At 70.8% G+C, this 24155-nt stretch carries 20 protein-coding genes and 1 pseudogene; 8 read left to right on the top strand and 13 right to left on the bottom strand.

All coding sequences use genetic code 11. The features are described 5' to 3' along the window. Positions 1-21: 21 nt before the first annotated feature. The 4 genes from ABT288_RS18860 to ABT288_RS18845 are packed head-to-tail and all read right to left on the bottom strand — an operon-like array spanning position 22 to position 3938. Positions 22-930, bottom strand: coding sequence for a sugar phosphate isomerase/epimerase family protein (locus ABT288_RS18860; protein WP_351608754.1), 909 nt, complete (start codon positions 928-930; stop codon positions 22-24). 2 nt (positions 931-932) lie between these two features. Then, positions 933-1838 carry an ATP-binding cassette domain-containing protein gene (locus ABT288_RS18855; RefSeq protein WP_351608751.1) on the bottom strand — a complete coding sequence of 302 codons (906 nt, stop codon included), beginning with the start codon at positions 1836-1838 and terminating at the stop codon, positions 933-935. 4 nt (positions 1839-1842) lie between these two features. After that, positions 1843-2919: an ABC transporter permease gene (locus ABT288_RS18850; protein WP_351608748.1), complete on the bottom strand. Its 1077-nt coding sequence runs from the start codon at positions 2917-2919 to the stop codon at positions 1843-1845. After that, positions 2919-3938: a sugar ABC transporter substrate-binding protein gene (locus ABT288_RS18845; protein WP_351608745.1), complete on the bottom strand. Its 1020-nt coding sequence runs from the start codon at positions 3936-3938 to the stop codon at positions 2919-2921. Before ABT288_RS18845 ends, ABT288_RS18850 begins: the two co-directional genes overlap by 1 nt. A 178-nt stretch (positions 3939-4116) precedes the next feature. On the opposite strand from ABT288_RS18845, the gene ABT288_RS18840 reads away from it, so the two are divergent. The 7 genes and pseudogenes from ABT288_RS18840 (at position 4117) to ABT288_RS18810 (ending at position 12163) form a co-directional block, all read left to right on the top strand. Further along, complete coding sequence (locus ABT288_RS18840; RefSeq protein ID WP_351608742.1) at positions 4117-4908, top strand: GntR family transcriptional regulator; 792 nt, start codon at positions 4117-4119, stop codon at positions 4906-4908. Positions 4909-5217: 309 nt separating this feature from the next. Further along, entirely contained in the window at positions 5218-6531 is a 1314-nt protein-coding gene (locus tag ABT288_RS18835) for an ABC transporter substrate-binding protein (protein ID WP_351608740.1), read from the top strand. 8 nt (positions 6532-6539) lie between these two features. Beyond that, on the top strand, positions 6540-7520 hold the full coding sequence (locus ABT288_RS18830; protein WP_351608737.1) for a carbohydrate ABC transporter permease: 981 nt from the start codon (positions 6540-6542) through the stop codon (positions 7518-7520). Then, on the top strand, positions 7517-8404 hold the full coding sequence (locus ABT288_RS18825; RefSeq protein ID WP_351608734.1) for a carbohydrate ABC transporter permease: 888 nt from the start codon (positions 7517-7519) through the stop codon (positions 8402-8404). Before ABT288_RS18830 ends, ABT288_RS18825 begins: the two co-directional genes overlap by 4 nt. 35 nt (positions 8405-8439) lie before the next feature. Next, on the top strand, positions 8440-10452 hold the full coding sequence (locus ABT288_RS18820) for a beta-galactosidase (protein ID WP_351608731.1): 2013 nt from the start codon (positions 8440-8442) through the stop codon (positions 10450-10452). 922 nt (positions 10453-11374) lie between these two features. Beyond that, a pseudogene (locus ABT288_RS18815) lies at positions 11375-11578 on the top strand (Dyp-type peroxidase domain-containing protein); the annotation flags it as partial. 66 nt (positions 11579-11644) lie between these two features. Then, complete coding sequence (locus ABT288_RS18810; protein WP_351608789.1) at positions 11645-12163, top strand: Dyp-type peroxidase; 519 nt, start codon at positions 11645-11647, stop codon at positions 12161-12163. Between the two features lie 95 nt (positions 12164-12258). Here the strand turns inward: ABT288_RS18810 and ABT288_RS18805 are convergent, their stop codons facing one another. From ABT288_RS18805 to ABT288_RS18780, 6 genes are read right to left on the bottom strand one after another with little or no spacing between them, the layout of a single operon-like run. Further along, positions 12259-15483 carry a carboxyvinyltransferase gene (locus tag ABT288_RS18805; protein ID WP_351608728.1) on the bottom strand — a complete coding sequence of 1075 codons (3225 nt, stop codon included), beginning with the start codon at positions 15481-15483 and terminating at the stop codon, positions 12259-12261. Further along, entirely contained in the window at positions 15480-16121 is a 642-nt protein-coding gene (locus ABT288_RS18800; protein ID WP_351608726.1) for a prolyl hydroxylase family protein, read from the bottom strand. Before ABT288_RS18800 ends, ABT288_RS18805 begins: the two co-directional genes overlap by 4 nt. 10 nt (positions 16122-16131) lie before the next feature. Continuing rightward, entirely contained in the window at positions 16132-16866 is a 735-nt protein-coding gene (locus ABT288_RS18795) for a tyrosine-protein phosphatase (RefSeq protein WP_351608723.1), read from the bottom strand. Beyond that, positions 16863-17987 (bottom strand): aminotransferase class I/II-fold pyridoxal phosphate-dependent enzyme, encoded by a 1125-nt coding sequence (locus tag ABT288_RS18790; RefSeq protein WP_351608721.1) that lies wholly within the window; start codon positions 17985-17987, stop codon positions 16863-16865. Before ABT288_RS18790 ends, ABT288_RS18795 begins: the two co-directional genes overlap by 4 nt. Beyond that, complete coding sequence (locus tag ABT288_RS18785) at positions 17984-19348, bottom strand: B12-binding domain-containing radical SAM protein (RefSeq protein WP_351608718.1); 1365 nt, start codon at positions 19346-19348, stop codon at positions 17984-17986. The genes ABT288_RS18790 and ABT288_RS18785 overlap by 4 nt, the downstream gene beginning before the upstream one ends. 32 nt (positions 19349-19380) lie before the next feature. Beyond that, entirely contained in the window at positions 19381-20037 is a 657-nt protein-coding gene (locus tag ABT288_RS18780) for a 2OG-Fe(II) oxygenase (protein WP_351608715.1), read from the bottom strand. A 234-nt stretch (positions 20038-20271) separates the two neighbouring features. Between ABT288_RS18780 and ABT288_RS18775 the strand changes: the two genes are divergently transcribed. Further along, complete coding sequence (locus tag ABT288_RS18775) at positions 20272-20898, top strand: 2OG-Fe(II) oxygenase (protein ID WP_351608712.1); 627 nt, start codon at positions 20272-20274, stop codon at positions 20896-20898. Between the two features lie 105 nt (positions 20899-21003). Here ABT288_RS18775 and ABT288_RS18770 read toward each other — a convergent pair whose 3' ends face one another. Genes ABT288_RS18770 through ABT288_RS18760 form a run of 3 tightly spaced genes read right to left on the bottom strand, consistent with a single transcriptional unit; the run spans position 21004 to position 24129 of the window. After that, positions 21004-21198 (bottom strand): ferredoxin, encoded by a 195-nt coding sequence (locus tag ABT288_RS18770; RefSeq protein WP_351608710.1) that lies wholly within the window; start codon positions 21196-21198, stop codon positions 21004-21006. A gap of 16 nt (positions 21199-21214) precedes the next feature. Continuing rightward, on the bottom strand, positions 21215-22447 hold the full coding sequence (locus ABT288_RS18765) for a cytochrome P450 (RefSeq protein WP_351608707.1): 1233 nt from the start codon (positions 22445-22447) through the stop codon (positions 21215-21217). Next, complete coding sequence (locus ABT288_RS18760) at positions 22444-24129, bottom strand: AMP-binding protein (RefSeq protein ID WP_351608704.1); 1686 nt, start codon at positions 24127-24129, stop codon at positions 22444-22446. Before ABT288_RS18760 ends, ABT288_RS18765 begins: the two co-directional genes overlap by 4 nt. Positions 24130-24155 lie beyond the last annotated feature (26 nt).

Genomic DNA, 24155 nt, shown 5'->3' with positions numbered 1-24155 from the left:
CCGCCTCCTGGCCCAATCCTGTCAGGCCCCGCAGGACCGCAGGAACCTCCGGGTCCGCACCGCGATCGGCAGGGGCCGGTCCGGCTCGCAGGGATACATGTCCTGCTCGACGATCGCGAACAGCTCCACGCCCAGCCCCTGCGCGGCCTCCAGGACGGGCCCCAGTTCGGGCACGCCGGAGGGCGGTTCGCACATCACGCCGCGCTGCACCGCCGGCCCGAACGGCACCTCGTCGGCGATCACCTCGGCGAGGACGTCCGGGTCGACCTGCTTGAGGTGCAGATAGCCGATGCGCTCGCCGTAGGTCTCGATGAGCTTGACGCTGTCCCCGCCGCAGTAGGCGTAGTGCCCGGTGTCCAGGCAGAGGTTGACCAGGTCGGTGTCGGTCGAGTCCAGGAAGCGCTCGACGTGGTCCTCGGTGTCGATGTGGGTGTCGGCGTGCGGGTGGACCACGATGTCCAGGCCGTACGTCTCCTTGACCTCGTGGCCGAGCCGTTCCATGCCCTTGGTCAGGTGCGCCCACTGCTCGGCGGTCAGCTCGGGCGGCTCCAGGATCTCGGCGGTCCTGTCGTCCCGCCAGAAGGAGGGGATGACCACCAGGTGCCGCGCGCCCATCGCCTGGGTGAGCGCGGCGACCTGGCTGACATGTGCCCACGTCTCCGCCCAGACGGACGGGCCGCGGTGCATGCCGGTGAAGACCGTGCCGGCGGAGACCTTCAGGTTCCGCCGGGCCACCTCGTCGCCGAGCCGCGCCGGGTCGGTGGGGAGGTAGCCGTAGGGGCCGAGTTCGATCCACTCGTAGCCGGCCTGGGACACCTCGTCCAGGAAGCGTTCCCAGGGCACCTGCCGCGGGTCGTCGGGGAACCAGACGCCCCAGGAGTCGGGGGCCGAGCCGACCCGGATCCGGTCCAGCGGGGTGGGGGTGGCCATGGTCAGGGGGTTCCTTCCGGGGAGGGCGCGACGGGTGCGGTGAGGTCCTCCTCCTCGGGTAGTTCGTCGGTGTCGACGCCGCGTACCTGGGCCAGTTCGTGCTTGAGGGCGGCGAGTTCGGCGCCGCCGGCCATGTGGTTGGTCAGTTCCTCCAGGCTGACCTCGGTGCGGGAGGCGGACAGCTCCAGGGTGCCCAGGCGCAGGACGCTGAAGTGGTCGCCGACCATGTAGGCGTGGTGGGGGTTGTGGGTGATGAAGATGACGCCGAGGCCGCGGTCGCGGGCGGCGGCGATGTACTTCAGCACGACCCCGGACTGCTTCACGCCCAGGGCGGCGGTGGGCTCGTCCAGGATCAGGACCCGGGCACCGAAGTGGACGGCACGGGCGATGGCCACGCACTGGCGCTGGCCGCCGGAGAGGGTACCGATGGGCTGTTCCAGGTCGTCCAGGACGATGCCCATGCGGCGCAGTTCCTCGTCCGCGGTCTTCTTCATCGCCGCGATGTCCAGGCGGCGGACCGGCCACGGGCCCTTGGTCATCTCCGAGCCGAGGAAGAAGTTGCGCCACACCGGCATCAACGGCACCGTGGCCAGGTCCTGGTAGACGGTCGCGATACCGCGGTCGAGGGCCTCGCGCGGGCTGGAGAAGCGGACCGGGGCGCCGTCGACGAGGAACTCGCCCTCGGTGTGCTGGTGCAGCCCCGACACGATCTTGATGAGGGTGGACTTGCCCGCACCGTTGTCCCCGAGGACGCAGGTGACCTCACCGGCGTGGACCTTGAGGTCGACGCCGTGCAGGGCGCGGATGTTGCCGTAGGACTTGCCGGCCCTGCGCAGTTCGACCAGCAAGCCGTCGTCGGCGGGCGGTGTGTCCTGGACAAGGGTGCCGTGGGTCTTGTTGTCGGTCATCGCTCTACCTCCGCGTCGCCGTGCGCCGGACCCACAGATTGATCAGGACGGCGCCGAGCAGCATCACGCCCAGGAAGGCCTTGAACCAGTCGGGGTTCCAGCCGGCGTAGACGATGCCCTGGTTGACCATGCCGAACATGAACGCGCCGAAGACCGGGCCGATCGCGGAGCCGGCGCCGCCGGTGAGCAGACACCCGCCGATGACGGCCGCCGCGATGTAGATCAGCTCCTGGCCGACGCCCTCGCCGGACTGCACGGTGTTGAAGGAGAACAGGTTGTGCATGCCGATGAACCAGGCGCCGAACCCGACCAGCATGAACAGCGAGATCTTGGTGAAGGTCACCGGGACACCGACGGCCCGCGCGCTCTCCTTGTTGCCGCCGACCGCGAAGATCCAGTTGCCGTACCGGGTGCGCAGCAGCACCCAGGTCGCCAGGGCCGCGAAGACCAGCCACCACACCACGGTGATCTTCACCTGGACCCCGCCGACGTCGAACGAGGACGCGAAGACCTTCCTGGCCTGGTCGAAGCCGTCCATGTCGCTGATGTCGTCGGTGGCCACGTTGCCGGTGACCAGCTTGGTCACGGCCAGGTTCACGCCCTGCAGGATCAGGAACGTGCCCAGGGTGATCAGGAAGCTGGGCAGGCCCGTCTTCACCACCATCCAGCCGTTGAAGAACCCGATCCCCAGCGACACGACCAGCGCGACGATCACCCCCGTCCACACGTTCATCGTCAGCTGGTAGCTGAGCATGCTGGCGGTGAGCGCCGAGGTGATCACCGCGACGCCCGCGGAGAGGTCGAACTCGCCGCCGATCATCAGCAGGGCCACCGGCAGGGCCATGATCCCGATGGTCGAGGACTGGTAGAGGATCGTCGCCATCGAGCTGCCCTGGCGGACCGAGGGCGCGACGACCAGGAAGAAGACCAGTACGGCGGCGGCGCCGAGGAAGACGCCCACCTCGGGGCGGGCCAGCAGCCGCAGCACCAGCGGGCGGCGGGCGGTGCGGCCGTCGGTCTGCTCGGGGCCGGACGCCGGCGGCCTGCCGAGGGCGGGCTCAGCCTGCTGGGCCATACTCATCACCGGGTCCCCTTCGCGGCGAACTCGGCGACCTTGTCGACGTTGGACTTGTCGACGAAGGCCGGGCCGGTCAGCACCGGCTGGACCCCGCCGCCGCTGTAGTTGCCGTTGTTCTTGTAGAGCCACAGTGCGTCGACCGCCAGGTAACCCTGCAGATAGGGCTGCTGGTCGACGGCGAACTCGATGGAGCCGTTCTGGACGGCCTTCACCAGGTCTTTGTTCAGGTCGAAGGTGGCCACCTTGGCCTTGCTGCCGGCGTCGCTCAGCGACTGCACCGCCGTGAGGGCGAACGGGGCGCCCAGGGTGACGACGGTGTCGATGGCGCTGTCCTGCTTGAGCTTGGCCGTGATGGTCGACTTCACGGACGGCATGTCGGTGCCGTTCACATACAGCGTCTCAGTGGTGCCCTTGAACGTCTTCTGCACCCCGTCGCAGCGCTGGGTGAGGCCCACGTTGCCCTGCTCCTGGATGACACAGACGACCTTCTTGGCACCGGTGGAGTTCAGCTTGTCGCCGAACGCCTCGCCGGCCACGCTCTCGTCCTGCCCGAAGAACTCCAGCAGGCCCAGCTTCTTCCAGTCGCTCAGGCCCGAGTTCAGGCCCACCACCGGTATGCCGGACTGTTCCGCCTTGCCGATGACGCTCTTCATGGCGTCCGGCTTGGCCAGGGTGACCGCGACGCCGTCGACCTTCTGGTCGATCGCGTTCTGCACCAGGTTCGCCTGGTTGCCGGCGTTCGGATCGGCGGAGTAGACCAGCTTGATGTTGTCCTTGGCGGCGGCGGCCTCGGCGCCCTTGCGGACGGTGTCCCAGAAGGTGTCACCGGGCGCCTGGTGCGTGACCAGCGCGACGGTCATGCGCGGGGTGTTGGCCTTGCCCGCCGAGGCGTTCTGTGCCGCCTCCTCGGCCTTCTTGCCGCCGTGACTGCTGGCGCAGCCGGCGAGGGTCAGGGCCGCCGCGGCGGCGACCGCCACCACCGGGGCCAGTCTCCGGGAGCGGGAGGGAGAAGAGCGGTCCATCTTTCCTGCACCTCACTGTGCGTGTGACGGGGAAGGGACGCTGTTGCGTTGGGACGGGATCCAAGTCCTTGGGGGCGCCTGCTGTCAATACTTTGTTAAGACATCATTTCAGAAGCAGGTCCGAATGTAAGTACAAACTATTGACACCCGCGCCGTCCGGGACCTACACCTGAGAGGCATGAGCCCAGTACACCGCACCCCGCAGCGAACGGCACCGGGTGATCGTGCGCTCGACTCCCTCGGCTTCACCCTGGACCGCACCAGCCCGGTGCCCCTGTACTACCAGTTCGCCCGGCAACTGGAAGCGGCCATCGAACACGGCACGCTGGCCCCCGGCGACCTCCTGGGCAACGAGGTCGACCTGTCCGTACGCCTCGGCCTGTCCCGGCCCACCGTGCGCCAGGCGATCCAGCCCCTGGTCGACAAGGGGCTGCTGGTGCGCCGTCGCGGGGTGGGCACGCAGGTCGTGCACAGCAAGGTGAGGCGGCCACTGGAGCTCAGCAGCCTCTACGACGACCTGGAGTCGGCCGGGCAGGAGCCGACCACCCGGGTGCTGCGCAACGAACCCATCCCGGCGGGCGCCGAGTTGGCCGCCGCCCTCGGGATCGCGGAGGGCGCGGAGGTCACCGTGCTGGAACGGCTGCGCTGCACCCACGGCCGCCCGGTGGCGTTCCTGTGCAACTACCTGCCGGCCTCGCTCCTCGAACTCCCCACGCGGCAGCTGGAGTCGACGGGGCTGTACCGCATGATGCGGTCCGCCGGGATCGTGCTGCACAGCGCCCGCCAGTCCATCGGCGCCCGCAGCGCGACGGCCGAGGAGGGCGCCCTGCTGGAGGAGCGGGAGGGCGCGGCCCTGCTCACCATGCGGCGCACCGCGTACGACGTCACGGGCCGGCCGGTGGAGTACGGCAGCCATGTCTACCGGGCGTCGCGGTACGCCTTCGACTTCCAGCTGCTGGTCCGTACCTGAACCGCCGGCGCGGGACCCGAACCGCTGGTCAGGACCCGAAGCGGAATCACCCGTGTTCACACAGCCCCCTCGGCCGCCCGCGCCGTGGGGGCTCTCGGCTCTTCGCCCGGGTGAACACGCAGGTAACGGTGACGATTACGTTTCGGGCAAGAGACAGCCCAGGAGGGGCCGCCCTATTGACGCATGAGCGGACATGGGGCTGTTATTACGCCCACGATGTTCGGTCGAGTTGGTTTCTGATCGGTTTCGAAAACCTTTCGGTGATCAACTCATCCCCTTGACCGAGCCCTGTATTCCTCAGGAGCCGCCATGCGCCTCTCCCCCTCCGGTCTCTCCGTCCCGGGTCCCAGCCGTCGTTCGGTCCTGCGCGGAGCAGGCAGTGCCGCCCTGCTCGCCGGGGCCGGCATACCCCTGCTGTCCGCCTGCGGAGGCAGCGGTTCCTCCTCGGACCCGAAGACCGTCACCCTCGGCTCCAACGCCTCGGACGCCGTGCCGAAGCAGGCCTTCGCGAGCGTGTACGCCGGCTTCAAGAAGCAGTACGGCATCACGGTCGACGTGAACACCAAGGACCACAACACCTTCCAGGAGCAGATCAACTCGTATCTGCAGGGCACGCCGGACGACGTGTTCAACTGGTTCGCCGGGTACCGCATGCAGTTCTTCGCGGCGAAGGGCCTGGCATCGCCGATCGACGACGTGTGGGCGAAGATCGGGGACAACTTCCCCGACGCGATGAAGAAGCTCAGCAAGGGCCAGGACGGCAAGTACTACTTCGTGCCGCTGACGACGTACCCCTGGGCGATCTTCTACCGCAAGAGCGTCTTCCAGCAGCACGGCTACAAGGTCCCCGCCACCTGGGACGAACTCGTCGCGCTGTGCAAGCAGATGAAGAAGGACGGCCTGGTCCCGATCGCCTTCGGCGACAAGGACGCCTGGCCGGCGATGGGCACCTTCGACCAGATCAACTTCCGCCTCAACGGCTACGACTTCCACGTCCAGCTGATGGCGGGCAAGGCGGCCTGGACCGACCCCAAGGTGAAGGCCGTCTTCGACCACTGGGCCGAGATCCTGCCCTACCACCAGGACGGCTTCATGGGCCGTACCTGGGAGGACGCCGCCCAGACCCTGGTGTCGAAGAAGGCCGGCATGTACCTCCTCGGTTCCTTCGTGGCCCAGCAGTTCACCAACAAGGCCGACCTGGACGACCTCGACTTCTTCCCCTTCCCGGAGATCAACTCCGCGTACGGCCAGGAGACGGTCGAGGCACCCACCGACGGTTTCATGGTGAGCAAGTCCCCGAAGAACCACGACGGTGTCGTGAAGCTGCTGGAGTACCTGGGCAGTCCGGCTGCCGAGGAGCTGTACCTCAAGACCGACCCGAGCGTGGTCGCCGCATCGAACAAGGCCAGCACCTCCGCGTACTCGGCGCTGCAGAAGAAGGCGTTCGACATGATCGGCAACGCCAAGAGCCTCACCCAGTTCATGGACCGCGACTCCCGGCCCGACTTCACCTCCACGGTGATGCAGCCCGGCCTGCAGAAGTTCCTGCAGAACCCCAAGGGCGTGGACAGCCTGCTGTCGTCCATCGAGCGCCAGAAGAAGACCATCTTCGCGTCCCAGTGAGCGGCCCGATGACGACCGATACCACCACCCAGACCCCGGAGGCGGCCGCCGTGCCGCCTCCGGGCGCCTCGCCCGCGCGCACGCGGGCCACGCACGGCCATCGCCGCCTGCTGACCCGCCGTGACCGGTTCACGCTCGCCCTGATGGCGGGCGTGCCGACGATCCTGCACGTGCTCCTGGTGTGGGTCACGGCCATCGCCTCGATCTTCCTCGCCTTCACCACCTGGGACGGCATCGGGTTCGGCTCGATCAAGTGGGTGGGCCTGGACAACTTCAAGCAACTCTTCAACGACAACCCGCAGTTCTGGCCCGCCGTCCAGCACAACGTCATCTGGTTCGTCGTACTGATCCTGATCCCGACGCCGTTCGGCCTGTTCCTGGCCGTGCAGCTCGACAAGCGGATCCGGTTCAGCCGGGTCTACCAGACCGCGTTCTTCCTGCCGGTCGTCATCTCGATGGCCTGCATCGGCTTCGTCTGGCAGCTGATCTACAACCCGGACACGGGCCTGATCAACAGCATCATCGGCGCCAACAAGCCGGGCCACTACATCGACTGGATCGGCGACCCGCACCTCAACCTGTGGGCGGTGCTCATCGCCGCGTCCTGGCGGCACACCGGCTACATGATGATCCTGTACCTGGCGGGTCTCAAGAGTGTCGACCCGTCGCTCAGGGAGGCCTCCGCGCTGGACGGCGCGAACGAGTGGCAGACGTTCAAGAGCGTCATCTTCCCGACCCTGCGCCCGACCAACACGGTCGTGCTGGTCGTCACGATCATCGAGGCGCTGCGCGCCTTCGACCTGGTCTTCGTCTTCAACAAGGGCGCCCAGGGCACCGAGTTGCTGTCGATCCTGGTCACCAACAACATCATCGGCGAGTCCAGCCGCATCGGTTACGGCTCCGCCATCGCGGTCGTCCTGCTGGTGATCTCGCTCGCGGTGATCATCCCCTATCTGATCGCCACCTTCCGGAAGGAGCGGCGCGCATGAGCAGCACCACTCTGCCGCTGAAGCGGCGTGCGCCGATCCGCCCGGCCCGTGTCCTGCTGCACGTCTTCCTGGCCGGTACGGCGCTGGCGTGGCTGGCGCCGCTGCTGTGGGCGATCTTCTCGGCCATGCGGCCGTACAGCGAGACCAGCGCCAAGGGTTACGTCTCCTGGCCGGACAAGCTGACGTTCGAGAACTTCACGAACGCGTATCAGCAGTCGGACATGCTGCACTACTTCGGCAACACACTGGTCATCGCGATCCCGGCCGTGCTGCTGACGCTGTTCCTGTCCTCCTGCGTGGCGTTCTACGTGGCCCGGTTCGACTTCCGCCTGAACCTCGCCCTCCTGCTGGTGTTCACGGCCGGCAACCTGCTGCCGCAGCAGGTCATCATCACCCCGCTGTACCGGCTGTACCTGCTGACGAACCTGCCGGGCATCACACAGAGCGGCAAGCTGTACGACTCCGCGCTCGGCCTGGTCCTCATCCATGTGGCGTTCCAGTCCGGGTTCTGCGCGTTCGTGCTGAGCAACTACATGCGCTCGCTGCCGCACGAGCTGACGGAGGCCGCGCTGGTCGACGGTGCCTCGGTGTGGCGGCTGTACTGGCAGATCACGCTGCCGCTGTGCAAGCCGGCGATGGCGGCCCTGGCGACCCTGCTGTCGATCTGGATCTACAACGACTTCTTCTGGGCGCTGGTGCTGATCTCGACCGGCCAGAACATGCCGATCACCTCGGCCCTGAACAACCTATCGGGCCAGTACTTCACCGACCCCAACCTGGTGGCGGCGGGCTCGCTGCTGACCGCGATCCCGACCCTGGTCGTCTACTTCGCGCTGCAGCGCCAGTTCGTCAGCGGTCTGACCCTGGGCTCCAACAAGGGCTGACCCGCCCGCACGTTCAAGGGAACGAAGAGAACACAGTGAAGCGCACCCTGTCCGTCCCCGGCCTGGCCTACGGCGGCGACTACAACCCCGAGCAGTGGCCCGAGGAGGTGTGGGCCGAGGACATGCGCCTGATGCGCGAGGCCGGGGTGAACCTGGTCAGCGTCGGCATCTTCTCCTGGGCGCTGCTGGAACCGTCCGAGGGCCGTTACGACTTCTCGCACCTGGACAAGGTCCTCGGACTCCTGCACGAGAACGGCATCGCCGCCGACCTGGCCACGCCCACGGCGGCGCCTCCGGCGTGGTTCTTCCGCGCCCACCCGGAGGCGCTGCCGGTCGACCGCGACGGCCGCACCCTCTCCTACGGCAGCCGGCAGACCTTCTGCCCGTCCTCCCCCGCCTACCGCGAGGCCGCGCTGCGCATCGCGGGCGCGCTCGCCGAGCGGTACGCGGACCACCCCGCCGTGCGCATGTGGCACGTGCACAACGAGTACGGCTGCCACAACGCGGCCTGCTACTGCGACACCAGCGCGGCCGCGTTCCGCCGCTGGCTCCGGGCCCGCTACGGCCACGACCTGGCGGCACTCAACGGCGCCTGGGGAACGAGGTTCTGGAGCCAGTGGTACGGCGACTGGGAGGAGATCCTCCCGCCGCGCGCCACGGGCGCCGTACCCAACCCGACGCACCAGCTGGACTGGCGCCGGTTCTGTTCCGAGGAGCTGCTGTCGCTGTGCACGGCGGAACGGGACGTGCTGCGGGCGGCGGCGCCGTCGATCCCGGCCACCACCAACTTCATGGTGATGTTCGACTTCGACGCGCTCGACTACTGGCGCTGGGCGCCGGAGCTGGACATCGTCTCCAACGACCACTACCTGATGTCCGCCGACCCGGAGTCGCAGATCGACATCGCGCTGAGCGGCGACCTCACCCGCTCCCTGGCGGGCGGCCCATGGCTGCTGATGGAGCACTCCACCGGCGCGGTGAACTGGCAGCCCGTCAACCGGGCGAAGAATCCTGGAGAGTTGCGCCGTAACGCGCTGGCGCACGTGGCGCGCGGCGCGGACGGCATCGCGTACTTCCAGTGGCGGCAGTCGAGGGCGGGTGCGGAGCAGTGGCACTCGGCGATGGTGCCGCACGCGGGTACCGACAGCCGGATCTGGCGGGACGTGGTCCAACTGGGCGCGGACCTGCGGGCGTTGGCAGAGGTACGCGGCAGCACCTCGCCCGCCGAGGTGGCGGTCGTCTGGGACTGGGGCGCCCGCTGGGCCCTGGAACTGCCCTCGCAGCCGAGCGGGGAGCTGCGCTACGCGGACCTGGTCCGGGCCTGGTACGAGCCGCTGTGGCGGTCGGGTGTGCCCGTGGACTTCGTGCGACCGCAGGCTGACCTGTCCGCCTACCGCCTGGTCCTGGCGCCCAGCCTGTACCTGGTGGACGACGAGGGCGCGGCGAACCTGTCGGCGTTCGCCGAGCGCGGCGGCACCCTCGCCGTGGGCTTCCACAGCGGGGCCGTGGACGAGAACTGCCATGTGCGGCTGGGGGGTTACCCGGGCGCGTTCCGCGAGGTGCTGGGCGTCCGCTCGGACGAACCGTTCCCGCTGCTGCCCGACGAGCAGGTGGCTCTCTCCGGTGCGGTGCCGGACGGGGCGACGGGCACGCTGTGGTCGGAGCGGCTGCGGCTGGAAGGCGCCGAGGCGGTCGCCACGTACGCCGACGGCCCCCTGTCCGGCATCCCCGCGGTGACCCGCCGCCCGCACGGCACGGGCACCGCCTGGTACCTGGCCACGCTCCCGGACCCGGCCACGCTGGCCGCGCTGCTGGGCCGCGTACGGGGCGAGGCGGGCGTGGAGCCGGTACGTACGGCCCCGCCCGGCGTGGAGGTGGTCCGCCGGCGCGGCCCGCAGGCGGACTACCTGTTCGTCATCGACCACGCCGGGCAGGGCGCGGAGGTGCCGATCGGACCGGGCGCGACGGAACTCCTCACCGGCAAGGAACTGCACGACTCGGTGACGGTCCCACGGGGCGAGGTCGCCGTCGTACGGGAACCGCGGTGACCTTCGCAGCAGGACGGCTCCCCGGGCGCTCCGGTGCCCGAACATGATCAAGGGGTGGTGCCGGACTGCTCCGACACCACCCCTGAACCACGACTCTCACAAGTCGGGACGACAGGATCTGAACCTGCGACCCCTTGACCCCCAGGAGTGAGCGTCAAAGCTATTTTCTGGACATAGCAGACTTAATCATGACGCAGGAGGTGAGTGGAAGGCTCCCTCGTGCACCATCGCGCATACCGTGTGGTCCCCAACTGGTCCCCACGCGCGCGCATGGCTCTGATGCCAGACGCTCCGTGAGACGCGTCGACGCCATGACCAGGATGCACCGGCCGGACCTCTGCGGACACTGCCGTACAGCTACCCGTCCCCCGAGGGCGACATCTTCGCTCTGGGCACAGATCTTCACCACGGCCGACGCTACGAGGCAGATCCGTGCACCGGACACTGGTCCCCGGAGCTGGTCCCCAAGCCAACGTCACCGAGCCCTCCACCCAGTTGGAGGAGGAGACACTTACGTCATCGCCGACCAGGCATCCGTTACGCACGTCCAAGGGTTGCCGACGGGTCAGGAGGCCGGTTCGCCGCGGCCGGTCACGGCGTGAGATCTCGCGACTTTCCGCCTGAGGTCGCGGATGGCGACGCCGCGCGAGACACCGTGTTCGCGCATGACCTCAGCTAGGGAAGGCAGTTCCGTCATCTCCAAGTTGTCCTCGATCAGAGCCCTAACCGAGTCGGCAACCTTCAGGAACGTTCCCCGAGGACTGGCCTGCTGCGACACCCGTTATCCCCTCTGCTGGCCGCTAACGGGTTCAAGCGTCTTTACAGTCCCCCCACCTGACCGGCAGAGCGGCCACCGAGGCCCTCGTCCGAACCCTTACCCGCTGGCCCCCTCCTCCAGCACCCCGAGAACCCCGCGCTCACCGGGACCCTTGGGTTCGGCCCCGGTTTCCCCGCGTGCCTGGGCCGTACAGCCCCCGAGCCGCTTCGGGAACTTCCCCCGTTCCCCGGCGACGACCTCACCCACAAGACCCCCGACCTGGTCCTCCAGCTCTGCGCGACCACCCCCGAGGCCCTCACCGCCAAGGCCTGCACCCTCCTCACCGAGGCCACCGGCACCCTCCGTACCCGCTGGCGCCAGCCCGCCCACCTTCCCCCGACACCCCCCCGGCCAGACCCCCCGCAACCTCCTCGGATTCAAGGACGGCACGGAGAACCCCACCTCGAGGAGTGCGAACGCCGGGTCTGGGCGGACGACGCGACGTACCTCGTGGTCCGCCGTATCCACCTGAAGGTGAAGGAGTTCACGAGCCTCTGCCTCACCGTCCAGGAACAGACGATCGGCCGGCACCGGGACTCCGGCGCGCCCCTTGGACGCCGGCACGAACACGACGACGTGGACGTCTTCTCCAAAACCCCCGAAGGCCGCTACACGACCCCCCTGCACGCCCACGTCCGCGCCGCCAGCCCCCGCTACGACGGCGGCGCGCGCATGCTCCGCCGGGGCTACACGTACGACAACGGACCCGCCGACCAGGGCCTCCTCTTCCTCGCCTACATGCGCGACCCCACCCTCTTCACCCGGGTCCAGGAACGTCTCACGACGAGGGACGACCTGCACCCGTACACGGAACACCGTGCGTCGGCGCTCGCGTACGTCCCCCCGACCCCGGCGCCCGGCGAGTACGTGGAGGAGCGGTTCCTGGACTCATGAGGCTGGGGCGCGCCCGCCCGGACGGGCGGTGGTGGCGAGCGCGCCCAGGGCCTCCTTACTCCAGCAGGGCCCCGTCGCGGTCGCGGCTCAGGACGTCAGGCCGGGTCCGCACCGGCCCCCGCCGTGAGCTTCGGCCGGACGTCGGGCGCCGTCGTGTGCCGGATGTCGGCGCCCAGCTTCACCAGGTCCTCGACCAGGTCGCGGTAACCGCGGGCCAGGTGGTGGTGGCTGCGCAGCGTGGTCCGGCCCGGTACCGCGAGCGCGGCGAGCAGCAGGACCGCGGCGGCCCGCAGGTCGGTGGCGTGGAGGTCGGTGCCGGGCCGGTACGGCGGGCAGGGGCCGTCGACGCGCAGGACCGTGTCGTCGACCGCCGTCCGCATGCCGAGCGCCTCCAGCTCCGGGGCGAAGCCGAAGCGGTGCTCCCAGACGGCCTCCCTGATGTGGGTGGGGCCTTCGGCGTACGCCGCCAGCAGGGCGAAGAAGGGCTGGTTGTCGCTGAACACGCCGCGCGACATGGCGGTGAACTCCACCGGCCGCAACGGCTTCGCCAGCGGGTGCGCGGTCACCTCGTCGGCGCCGACGTCGACGCGCACCCCCATGCGGTCCAGCAGGTCGAACTCGGGCGCGAGCGCGTGGACCGCGCGGTCGATGCCCGGGCCGGTGATCCGCAGCGGCTCGTCCGCCAGCAGGACGCCGGCGCAGATCCAGGTGACCACCTCGATCAGGTCGGGGATCAGCGTGACGTCGGCGGGCCGGTCCAGCGCCTGAGGGCCCCGCCCGTGGATCACCCACGTCTCGGGCCCGGCGAACTCGATGTCGGCGCCGAGGTCACGGAGCACGGTGACCATGTCGGTCACGTCGGGCTTGAGGTACGGGTGGTGCAGCGTGGTCGTCCCCTGCGTGACCGCGCCCATCAGCAGCGCGGTCTTGACCGCACCGCTGTAGCAGGGCCCGCTCATGAGCGCCTTGTTGCGCGTGTAGTCGAGCATGTCGATGGTGCACGGCGTGAGCCGCTGCGCGGTGAGGTCCACGGAGCCGTCCGCCGTCAGCCGGGTGGTGACCCCGAACCGCCCCATCACGTCCAGCATGTGCTCGACTGGCCTGCCGCGCGGGCCTTCGCCGATCGTGCAGCCGCCGCTCGCGGGCAGCCGGGCCACGCCGTTGCGCGAGACGAGGGCGGGCAGCAGGTAGAGCGAGCCGTGGATGCGGCCGACGAGATCGGCCGGCAGCTCCGCGCGGTCCCAGGCGGACGCGTCGACGGTGAACGTCTCGGCCGGCCCGTCGTAGTGCGCGTGCGCGCCCGCCGCGCGGAAGATCTCGCCCAGCACCGTCGTCTCGACGATGTCCGGGCAGTTCCCGATGCGCACCGGCGCGCTCGCGGTGGCCGCGGCGGCCACCGTGGTGACCAGGGAGTGCTTGAACCCGGAGGTGCGGACGGACCCGGAGAGCCGGTTCCCGCCGTGGATCTCCAGCAGCGGCTCGCCCGGGGGAGCGGGTTCTCGCCGACGGTCCTGCATGGGGGTACCTCCTGCGCTGAGTGGTGAGGGGACGGGCGAAAGGGGCCGGTGCTCGATCGAACGCAGCCACTGCCGCGCTTGACTCGCACTGGTCAGGTGGACGACGGCGAGGCCGGGGTGCAGGCCGAGGAAAGCGGCCGTCTCGGCCCGCCGGGTGGCGTGCTGGGACCAGGCCCAGCGCAGCGGGTGGCGCGGGTTGCGCAGCATCGACCGCCAGGTCTCCCGGTTGCCGTGCCACAGCTCCCGGCCGGTGGCGGCGCGGACCACCGAGCGCCGCAGAACGCGGCGCATGACGGTCCGGCGGGGCAGGTCGAGCCAGACGAACGTGTCGGCGCGCTCGCCGAGCAGGTCGCCGACGACCCAGTGGTACTGGGCGTCGCAGATCCACGCCGGTGCCCGCGTGGCGCGCTCCACGTCGTCCGCGAACTCCGCGCGGTGGGTCCACCCGGGCCCGTGGTAGAGCGCGTCCATCTCGATGTGCCGGATGTCCAGCGCCCCGGCGAGGGCGGCGGCCAGCGTGGTCTTGCCCGCGCCGGAGATCCCGCCGACGACGATCCGCCGCATCGGTGCCTGCCCGGGCGCCACCGGCCGCGTCGGCCGCGTGAGGAACCCGGCCGACAGGGCCGTCCCCGCGCAGACGACGGCCAGGCCGAGCCACAGGACGGCGGTCCCGTGGGCCAGCAGCACCGTCCCGGCCGCCGGGGCGACGGCGCCCGCGATCCCGAAGGACGTCTGGAACGTCGCGTTGTAGCGGCCCTCCAGACCGGGCGGCGCGGCGGCGTTCGCCGTCGTGGTGACGACGGGGGCGAACAGCGCGTCGCCGAGCGTGCCGATCAGCGCCGCGCCGAGGACGACCGCGGTGGTGGCCGGCCCCGTCCAGCCGGACGGTGCCATGACCAGGGCCGCCAGGGTGAAGAAGCAGGCCGCCAGGCGCAACGCCGGCGGGGCGGAGACGCGCTGCGCGTAGGCGACCGCGGGCCGCCGGGCCACGGCCATCGCCACGCAGGCGACGGCGATCACCACCCCCGGCACCCACGACGGCTGCCCCAGCACCACGACGGCAACCACCGGGAGCATCGTCGTCAGGCAGTCGGAGACGAACGCCAGCAACAGCGTCAGCAGGCACAGCCGCAGGAACCCGGGGTCGTCCCGCAGGTCGCGCCACCGCCACGCCCGCCCGTCGGCCGAGGGCTCGGCCCCGGGGGACGGCCGGACGTGCCGGCGCACCGTGAGCACCAGGCCCATGGCCGCCGCGTAGGTGAGGCCGTTGGCGTACGCGACCAGGTGCAGTCCCGTACCGCTGTCGATCAGCAGGCTCCCGGCGGCCGCGCCCATCGCGCCGCCCGCCGCCCACCCGCCGACCTTCAGCACGCTCGCCGTGCTCAGCACGCCGAGGAGCGCCTCGGCCGGGACCAGCCGGGCCAGCAGCGGGGTGCTGGCCGTCCAGAACAGCCGGTCCGCGCCGACCGCGACGACGGCGAGCACGCCGACCTGCCAAGTCGCGGAGACGAAGGGGAACAGCGCGAACACCCCGGTGCGCACGGCGTAGCTCAGGGCCGCGCCGTTCGCCGGGCCCCACCGGTCCACCAGCAGGCCGTTCACCGGCCCCGCCAGCAGGCCGAGGAGCCCGCCGACCGTCAGCGCGGCACCGACGTGCGCCAGGGGGAGGTGCTGCCCCCGGGTGAAGAAGATCAACGCGACCGGCGTCCACAGGCCGTTGCCCACGCAGTCGACGGTCAGCGCCACCAGGTAGGTGCGCTTCCCGGGCGTCTCCCGCCCCCGGCCGATCCGGAACGGGGTCACGGGCGGACGAAGTGCACGAGCAGCGCCCGCCGGTCCACGGGGCAGGTGTCGGCGACCGGCGGGACGCCGTGCCAGGACCGGTCCGAGCGGACGAGCACGACGGACGTCCCGGTGGTCGGCGCCACCCGCTTCGCGCAGTCGTCCATGTCGGCGCTGCGCAGCAGCCGCAGGTCACCGCTCCACCGCGGGTCCCACCCGTCGTTGAAGTAGAAGAGGTGGGTCACCGCCTTGTCCGGGCGGTCGGTGTGCGGCTCGATCCAGCAGCCCCGGGCGTAGCGGGTCATGCGGGCCTCGACCAGGCACCGTTCCAGGTCCACGCCGGTGAGCGCGGACAGCGCCTCGCGGTAGGGCCGGGAGACGACGTCCGCGACGAGCTGCCGCCAGTTCGCGGGGAGCGTGCGCACCTGGCCCTCGTCGACCGCGCCGGCGGTGACGAGGTTGCGGTTGAACATCCGGTACTGCTTGTCGGACCGGTTCAGGTCCGTGCGCTCGGACTCCTCGAAGCCGTCGTCGCTGAACTCGCCGCGCAGGCTCTCGGCGACGGCGTCCGTGACGAACGAGCGGGGGATCACGGCGTGGCCGAACGGGTCCTGTTCCAGCTCGGCCCCGCTGATGGTCTCGATGTCGACGAGGGACACGTCTTCTTCCTCACAGGTGGACGGGGTGGGTGAACGCGCCGGCGACCGTGCGCAGCCGGGTCTCCTCCCGGAGGCCGTGGAGCGTGAGCAGCCGGGCGACGCTGCCGTGTTCGGCTTCGATCCCGGCGATCAGCGAGCGCATCGTCGCCGCCGGCGTGGAGGTCCGCAGCCGCAGTTGCGCGAGGGTGTCCTCGCGGGTCCAGCCCGGGCGGGCGTCGGCGCCGCGCAGGGCGCGGTAGGCGCGGGCGGTCAGGGCGTAGTCCCGGGCGACGTCCGCCGTCCGCACCCCGAGCGCCCGCAGGACCAGGGCGCTGACCACGCCGGTGCGGTCCTTGCCCATCGCGCAGCAGATGTAGACGGGGACCTCCGCCCCGTCGGCGAGCAGGTCCACGATCTCCGCCGCGACCGGCGCCGCCCTGGTCAGCATGTCGCGGTAGTTCGCGAGGTAGTCGCTGGGCCGGGGCCGCACATTGCCCCGGATACGGCTCATGTCGCCGGCCACGGGCCGAGGCAGCACGGTCGCGCCCGTGCACTCGGGCCCCCGGTACTGCCGGCGTTCCTCCTCCAGGCGCAGGTCGACGACGGTACGGATGCCCAGCCCGCCCAGCGCCGGCGCCGTCTCCGGCGACGGCGCCGGCCCCCGGACGAGGAGCCCCCGCCGCAGGTACCCCCCGCCGGGACCGCGCAGCCCGCCCAGGTCACGCACGTTGGGCAGGCCCGGGACCATGATCCTCCGGGTGTTCATGCCATCCCTTCGCGGTACCGGTCGCTCAGGGCGGCGACGACCTGACGGACGACGGCCTCGTTCGCGACCGCGATACGGACGGCGGCCGGCAGCCCCGGCGCGCCCGACAGGTCCCGTACGACGATCCCCCGCTCCAGGAGGTGCCGGCTCGCGGCCTCGGCGGCCGTCGGGTCGGGGACGTCCCAGGTCACGAAGTTCCCGCCGCTCGGCCGGGCGCGCCAGCCGGGCACCGCGCGCTCGACCTCGGCCGCGAACCGCTCCCGCAGCCGTCGCACGTCGGCCCAGATCCCGGTGAAGACGGCCTGCTCCTCCAGCGAACGCCGCAGCAGCGCGACCGCCAGAGCGGAGACCGAGCCCTCCGGGTCCAGGTCGAACAGGTGCCGGGCGGTCGCCGGGTGCGCGACCGTCACCGCGATCCGGGCACCCGACAGGCCATAGCACTTGGAGAACGTGTTGACGCGGACGACGTGCCGCAGACCGGCGAGCCCGCGCACCAGCTCCTCGCCGCCCTCGGTGAACGCCAGGTAGGCGGTGTCCACGACCAGGAGACTGCCGTGCTCCGCCACGGCGTCCGCCAGCTCGGCCAGCTCCTCCGCACCGTGCACCTGCCCGGTGAAGCTGTGAGGGGTGGTGACGACGACGAACGCCGGCGCACCCGCGCGCAGCCGCCGCGCCAGGTCACGGAGGTCGAACAGGCCGGTCTCCGGGTCCGGGGCGACCGGGTCGAGGACACAGCCCGAGATCGCCGCGAACTTCGCCCAGCCGTCGAAGTTCGGCTGGTGCAGGACGATCCGCGACACCTCCGGGAACGCCCGGGTCAGCAGGTTCAGCCCCGGATCGCTGCCCGCGGTGAGCACGAGCGAGTCGACGTCCACCCCGAACCGGTCGGCCAGCATGCCGTAGACCGGCTGGAGGATGGGGTAGGTCAGCACGTCGTTCGGGTCGAACCGATCCAGCGTGGCCCGGTGCACCGCCGCCGCCCGGCTGTCGAGCAGCCCGCAGTTCTTGAGGTTGATCTCGTCGGGGACCCGGACGCGCCGGCTGCGGAACCGGCCGGCGCTCTCCCGCAGGAAGGGGGAGCCCGCCCCTTCCCGCGCCGTCACGAGCGTCTCGTCCCTCATGCCGGGCGCAGGGCCGGGCCGGCGGCGCGGGCGGGGATGTTCTCGAACACCTGCGTGACGTCCGGCTGGCTGCCGAAGACGATGTCGTAGCCCCGGGCCAGCTCCTCGTCGGTCAGCGCGTGGGTGCCCGGCACGAACAACTGCCGGTTGAACGCGGCCATCTCGTGATCGAGGAGGTCGGGGCCCGCGAGCTCCCAGGGGGCGTACACGGTCGGCCGGGCCCGGCCCCCGCGCTCCTGGACGGCCTCGATGGTCCGCTCGGCACCCTCGATCGTGGTGCCGGGCAGTCCGACGATGACGAAGCAGTTCAGCTCGATGCCCGACTCCTTGCACCAGGCCGAGAGCCGGTCGAGGTCCATCGCGGACTTCTGCTTCGGCCGGGGCAGCAACGCGCCCTCCTGCGGGTCGAGCGTCTCCAGACCGACGCTGATCCGGACGCAGCCGGCCGCCCCCATCGACCGGATCATCCCCTCGCTGAGGTGGTGGATCGTCGTCGCGCACTTCCACGGGTACGGGGACCCCCGGCCGGTCAGCTCCCGGCAGAGCTCCTCAATCCACTTCTTGTCCAGCGTGAACGTCGGCGCGTAGAACGCCACGTACTCGAACGGCGCCGCGGCGAACGACTCCTCGATGTACCGGAGCGTCCGCTCGACCGTGAGCCGCCGTTCCTTCCTCGTGTAGATCAGCGGCACCTCGCAGTAGGAGCAGCCGACCGGGCACCCGCGAGCCGCCGGGACGACCAGTTCGCGGCGGCGCGGGATGCCGCAGAACTTGTTCGCGTCGTCGAAGTAGAGGGCGTCGTAGTGCCCGTACGGGATCTCGTCGGGCGTCGGCAGGTACCAGTCCTCAGCCGGAAGCAGGTCACCGCGGCGCTTCGGAGCGGCCCAGGAGCCGTCGCGCCGCAGGTGCACCCCCGCCGCGTCCGACGCACGGCCCCGGAAGGTCTCGATCGCGGCGCCGACACCGGCCTCGAAGTCGCCGGTCTCCACGATCGCGTCGATGTCGAAGCGCTCGAAGAAGCGGGGGTTGACCCCGGACAGCCTGCCGAACGTGACGATCGGGGCGTCCGGGTTCAGCGCCCGCGCGTAGGAGACGAGCCGGCGCAGTCCGTCGATGCCGTCGAACTCGTTCATCACGGCGATCACGTCGTACCGCTCCTGGAAGAGCCTGCTGCCGAGGTCCTTCCACGTCAGCCGCTCGACACTGGCGTCGATGGCGGTCACCTGGGCGCCCGGGTAGACGGCGCGCAGGTGACCGGCGACCTGGTAAAGCGCGAGGTGGTGCCCCGCGTTGAAGTAGCTGAGCACCTGCGGCGGCCAGATCACGAGGATCTTCCGGGGTTCGTCCACAATCTTTCCCATGGGGGGTCCTTTCGGTGCCGGGCGCCGGACGGTCAGCTCTGCGGCCGGTACGCGGAGCCCGCGAGCCCGGTGGTCAGCCAGTACTCGATCTGGACCGTGATCCGCTCGGTCCCCTCCGGGTGCTCGATCTTCGAGACCGCGTGCCACGACTTGTCGGTGGGCGGGAAGGCGAGCAGTTGGCCGCCGACCGGGCTGATCTCCTCCGTGGGGCCCGCCTTGGGGGACGCGAAGATCTGGAACTGCCCGCCCGCCTCGATGGGCCAGTCACGGTTCAGGTAGAGGATCACGGTGATCGCCTTGGTCGGCTTGTCCTTGTGCACCGACAGGTAGTCGCCGTTGCGGTGGGTGTAGAGGCCGATGCTGCGTTGCAGGCCGGCCAGCGCGATCCCGGTCGACTTCTCCAGCCAGGCGGTGAACTCGGCGCCCCGCAGGTCCTCCACGAGGTCGCGCCAGATCGCGGGCAGGCGGGGGAAGACCGGGGCTTCCTTCTCCAGGACGATGAGGTCCACGAGGTTCATCCGGTACTGCTTCTCGTGCTTGGGGTCCTCGACCGCGATCTTCGCGACGTCGGCGGTCGGCATGGTCGCGAGCAACTCCTTCAGCTGCCCGTCGTCGAGCAGGTCACGGCCGCGGAAGAGCTGGAACGGCTGGGTACGTTCCTCCAGCGCCGAGTCGAGCGTCAGCACCACGGTGTCTCCTTCGGGTCGATGCGGGGGTCCCGGGACGGCCGGGGCCCGACCTGGCCACAGCCTGTACGCGGGCCCCTGCCGACCCCTTGTCGGTTCGCTGCCCGGCCGCTGCCGGGGATCGGCAAGGTCTTCGCAAACCGGCGCGCCATCACACGGCAAGCGCGGCGGTGAGACTGGCGGGGCAGCCCTGATACCCGAACCGGTGCACACGCCGGCCGCTGAGAGGTGTGAGTCTTGATCAACCTGGACGTCCGGCTCGAAACGTGGGACCACCCCTTCAGGCACTTCCGCGGCGCCGGTCTGATCTGCGCGCGCGACCTGGCCGACCTCGGCGCCACCGCGCCGGACGCGGGCCTGTTCCAGCGGATCGACACCTCGACCGGTGACGTACGGCGCCGCTACCGCTCGTCCGTGCTGCCGTTCGCCGACAACAAGACCGGCCTCACCCCCGATGACCTCCCTCTGGCGGCGCCCTGGCGCGAACTGGTCACCGACCTGCTGTCCGACGAGTTCACCGACTGGCTGCGCCGCGAGACCGGGGTGAACACCACCGGGCTCCACCGCCGGGCCGAGATCTACCACCACTACGACGGCGACTTCGAGGACCTCAGCGTCGGCAAACAGCACAAGAGACTCGCCTTCGAACTGCACACCAACGAGCACTGGCCGGCCGACGGCGGCGGAGAACAGGAGTACTGGTCCGGCCCGGACAGGTCGGCCGGCCCCGCCTCGACGATGCCCCCGACGGGAGGCACCGCCTGGTTCTACTCGGCGTCGCCCTCGTCCTGGCACCAGATGGCGCCGGTCAGCGCGGGGCGGGGCCTGGTGCGGCGGTCGGTCGTCATGGGCTTCTTCGAGTAGCCGGCGAACCCCGGCCGGGCACCGACAGCCAAACACCGACGGAAGCCGCCGCCCGAGCTGTCTCGGACGGCGGCTTCCGTCGGTGGATCCCCTCGCTCCTCCCGGTCACTCCTCGTCGATCCGGATGGCCGACGACGGGCACAGGTGGACCGCCTGACGGACGGCCGGCCCGTCCGCCCCGGCCGGATCCACCGTCAGCGGCGCGACCAGCCCCTCCTCGTCCTGGTCGAAGACGGCGGGCGCCGCCAGGACGCACTGGGCGGCGCCGACGCACCGCTCCCTGTCCGTGGTGATGTGCACGGGCGTGCCCCTTCCCTCAGCAGTGCACCGGCACCCGGTAGATGCCGTAGATCCCGGCGTCGTCCTTGTACGGCAGCTCCTTGGCCGGCACGGCCAGCGACAGGTCCGGCACCCGCCGCAGCAGCGTCTCGAACACGACCTCCAGCTCCACCCGGGCCAGGTTCTGCCCGAGGCACTGGTGGACCCCGTACCCGAAGGCGACGTGGTGGCGCGCGCCGCGCTCGAAGTCGAGCCGGTCCGGGTGCTCGAAGACCTCGTCGTCCCAGTCGGCGGCCAGGCCGGACACGACGATGCCCTCGTCCTTGCGGATCGTGACGCCGCCGATCTCGATGTCCTCGGTGGCGACCCGGGCGGGCGCGTTCTCCACGACGCTGAAGTAGCGCAGCATCTCCTCGATCGCCAGGGGCAGCAGCGCGGGTTCGGCCACGATCCGCGCCCTGTGCTCCGGGTTCTCCAGCAGCGCGACCACGCCCAGCGAGATCATGTTCGCGGTGGTCTGGTGCCCGGCGATCAGCAGCATGACGGCGGTGCCGACGATCTCGTCGTGCGTCATGACCGGTGTCTGCCGGTTGCGCGCGATGAGCCGGCCGATCAGGTCGTCGGTGGGCTCGCCCCGCTCCTTCTCGGTGACGAGGTCCTCCAGGAAGTCGTTGAGCGAGTCGGAGGCCGCGGCGCGCTCCCGTATCGACACGGACCGGCTGACCAGCATGCCCGCCCACTCGTGGAAGTCGCGGCGCTGCTCGTGGGGCACGCCCAGCAGCTCGCAGATCACCAGCGACGGCACCGCCTGCGACACGTGCTCGACGAGGTCGGCGGGCTGCGGCGCGGCCAGCAACTCGTCGATGCTCCGGTCGACGATCTCCTGGACGCGCGGGCGCAGCGCGGCGATCCGGCGCAGCGAGAACTCGCCGGTCAGGATCTTGCGGTGGGCCCCGTGCTCGGCCCCGTCCAGGTGGATCATGGACCGCCGGGTGCTGAGCCGGCGCACGCGCTCGGCCGCCGCGCGCTGCTCGGCGGTCAGCCGGCCCGGGAACGCCGGGTGCAGGCGGTCGGCGCTGACCCGCGGGTCGGCGAGCAGTCTGCGGGCCAGCTCGTGCTTGGTGACCAGCCAGGCCACCTGCCCGTCGGGCATCCGGACCCGGCTGACCGGCTCCTGCCCGCGCAGCTTGCGGTACTCGGCGGGCGGGTGCATGGGGCACTCGCGGGCCATCGGGAACGACGGAATGTCGTGGTCGAGTGTCTCGGTCATGGGATGGGTTCCCGTTCCTCTCGGGCCTGCCGGTCCGCTGCCGCCTCGCGGAGCGCGACCCGGTTGATCTTGCCGACGCCGATCATCGGGAGGGCGTCCACCACCCTTAATTCCTCGGGCAGTTTGTACGTGGCGATTCCGTGCTCGGTGAGGAAGCGGCGCAGGCCCAGCAGCGTCGGCTGTTTCTCCGGGTCGGAGGGGACGGCGAAGACGCAGACCGTCTGCCCCCACACCGGGTGCGGCATCGCGACCGCCGCGACCGCCCGCAGCAAGGGGTGCTCGGCGAGCAGCGATTCGATCTCCCCGGCGGAGATCTTCTCCCCGCCGCGGTTGATGACGTCGCCGATCCGGCCCTCCACCACCAGCCCGCCCGAGGGGTGGAGGCGTGCCAGGTCGCCGGTGCGGTAGAAGCCGTCGTCGGTGAAGGCGCGCGCGTCGGCCTCCGGTGCCGCGTAGTACCCGGCGACCGTGTAGGGGCCCCTGGTCAGCAGCTCCCCCGTCTCGCCGGGGGTCACCGCGGTGCCGTCCTCGGCCACGATGCGGATCTCGTCGCCGGGTGAGGCCGGGCGCCCCTGGGTGTGGGTGATGATGTCAGCGGGGTCGTCCAGTGCGGTGTAGGTCAGCAGCCCCTCGCTCATGCCGTAGCACTGCTGCACCGTGCAGCCGAGCAGCTGGTGCGCCTCGGCCGCCGGGGCGGGCTCCAGACGGGCGCCGCCGGCCTGCATCACGCGCAGCGACGTCGGCCCGCGGCCCCGCTGCCGGACCTCGTTCAGCCACTGGGTGACCAGCGCGGGTACCAGCGTCGTGTGCGTCACCCCCTCCCGGTCGACGAGGTCGAGCGCCGCGCCGGGATCTCCCGGCGAGCCCAGGACCACCCGGCCGCCGAAGGCCAGGACGCCGAAGATGCCGGGGCAGTTGAGGACGAATCCGTGCGCCCCCGACATGACGGCGAGGTAGACCGTGTCCGGCGACAGCCCGGCCCACCGGGCGGCCGTGCGGATCATGTAGCCGTAGCCCTCGTGGGCGCGCGCGATCGCCTTCGGCGGGCCGGTGGTCCCGCTGGACAGCAGGAAGACGGCGGGCTCGTCGGCCAGCGGCGGCCCCAGGTCGGGCAGGGGACTTGCCCCGGGGTCCGGACGGCACAGCTCGACCAGGTCCTCGGTGTCTTCCGGAACCGTGTCCGAGGTGCGGTCGGCGACCAGGATGTGCCGGATGCCCGGGCAGCTCTCCCGCAGCTCCCTCGCCAGCGCGACATGGTCGAAGCGCTGCCAGCGGCGCGGTACGGCCACGGCCGTGGGCCGGGTGGCCGCCACGGCCGCCAGCAGCTCGCGGCGGCGCAGCGTGGGTACCGCCATGACCGGGTGGGCGCCCAGCCGCATCAGCGCCAGCGGCAGGACGACCAGCTCCAGGTCGTTGGGGAGCTGGACCAGGACACGGTCCCCGCGCGCGATCCCCAGGGCGGACAGCCGGGCGGCGGCGCCGGCGACGGCGTCCGCCAGCTCGCGCCGGGTCAGCCGACCGCCGGGGCCGCGGACGGCATCTTTCTCGGGATCCTCGTCCACGTGCCGCAGCACCAGCCGGTCGACTCGCTCGGGACGCCACCACCCGCGGTCGCGGTACTCCCGCGCGCGATCCGGCGGAATCCTCGGGAGGCCGGGATCCTCGGGACGGAATGAACTCACGCCCTGTCACCTTCCTTTCTCGCGGC

Source organism: Streptomyces sp. NPDC001093, from assembly GCF_040298985.1.
GTDB lineage: Bacteria > Actinomycetota > Actinomycetes > Streptomycetales > Streptomycetaceae > Streptomyces.
The sequence above is the reverse complement of the archived record's forward strand: the minus strand, read 5'-3'. Positions and strand labels throughout refer to the sequence as shown.

Coding starts and splice junctions, on each gene's coding strand:
- ABT288_RS18850 (WP_351608748.1), bottom strand. CDS start 2,919: ATGAGTATGGCCCAGCAGGCTGAGCCCGCCCTCGGCAGGCCGCCGGCG.
- ABT288_RS18765 (WP_351608707.1), bottom strand. CDS start 22,447: ATGACCGAGACACTCGACCACGACATTCCGTCGTTCCCGATGGCCCGC.
- ABT288_RS18825 (WP_351608734.1), top strand. CDS start 7,517: ATGAGCAGCACCACTCTGCCGCTGAAGCGGCGTGCGCCGATCCGCCCG.
- ABT288_RS18835 (WP_351608740.1), top strand. CDS start 5,218: ATGCGCCTCTCCCCCTCCGGTCTCTCCGTCCCGGGTCCCAGCCGTCGT.
- ABT288_RS18855 (WP_351608751.1), bottom strand. CDS start 1,838: ATGACCGACAACAAGACCCACGGCACCCTTGTCCAGGACACACCGCCC.
- ABT288_RS18845 (WP_351608745.1), bottom strand. CDS start 3,938: ATGGACCGCTCTTCTCCCTCCCGCTCCCGGAGACTGGCCCCGGTGGTG.
- ABT288_RS18790 (WP_351608721.1), bottom strand. CDS start 17,987: ATGAGGGACGAGACGCTCGTGACGGCGCGGGAAGGGGCGGGCTCCCCC.
- ABT288_RS18785 (WP_351608718.1), bottom strand. CDS start 19,348: ATGGGAAAGATTGTGGACGAACCCCGGAAGATCCTCGTGATCTGGCCG.
- ABT288_RS18795 (WP_351608723.1), bottom strand. CDS start 16,866: ATGAACACCCGGAGGATCATGGTCCCGGGCCTGCCCAACGTGCGTGAC.
- ABT288_RS18830 (WP_351608737.1), top strand. CDS start 6,540: ATGACGACCGATACCACCACCCAGACCCCGGAGGCGGCCGCCGTGCCG.
- ABT288_RS18840 (WP_351608742.1), top strand. CDS start 4,117: ATGAGCCCAGTACACCGCACCCCGCAGCGAACGGCACCGGGTGATCGT.
- ABT288_RS18860 (WP_351608754.1), bottom strand. CDS start 930: ATGGCCACCCCCACCCCGCTGGACCGGATCCGGGTCGGCTCGGCCCCC.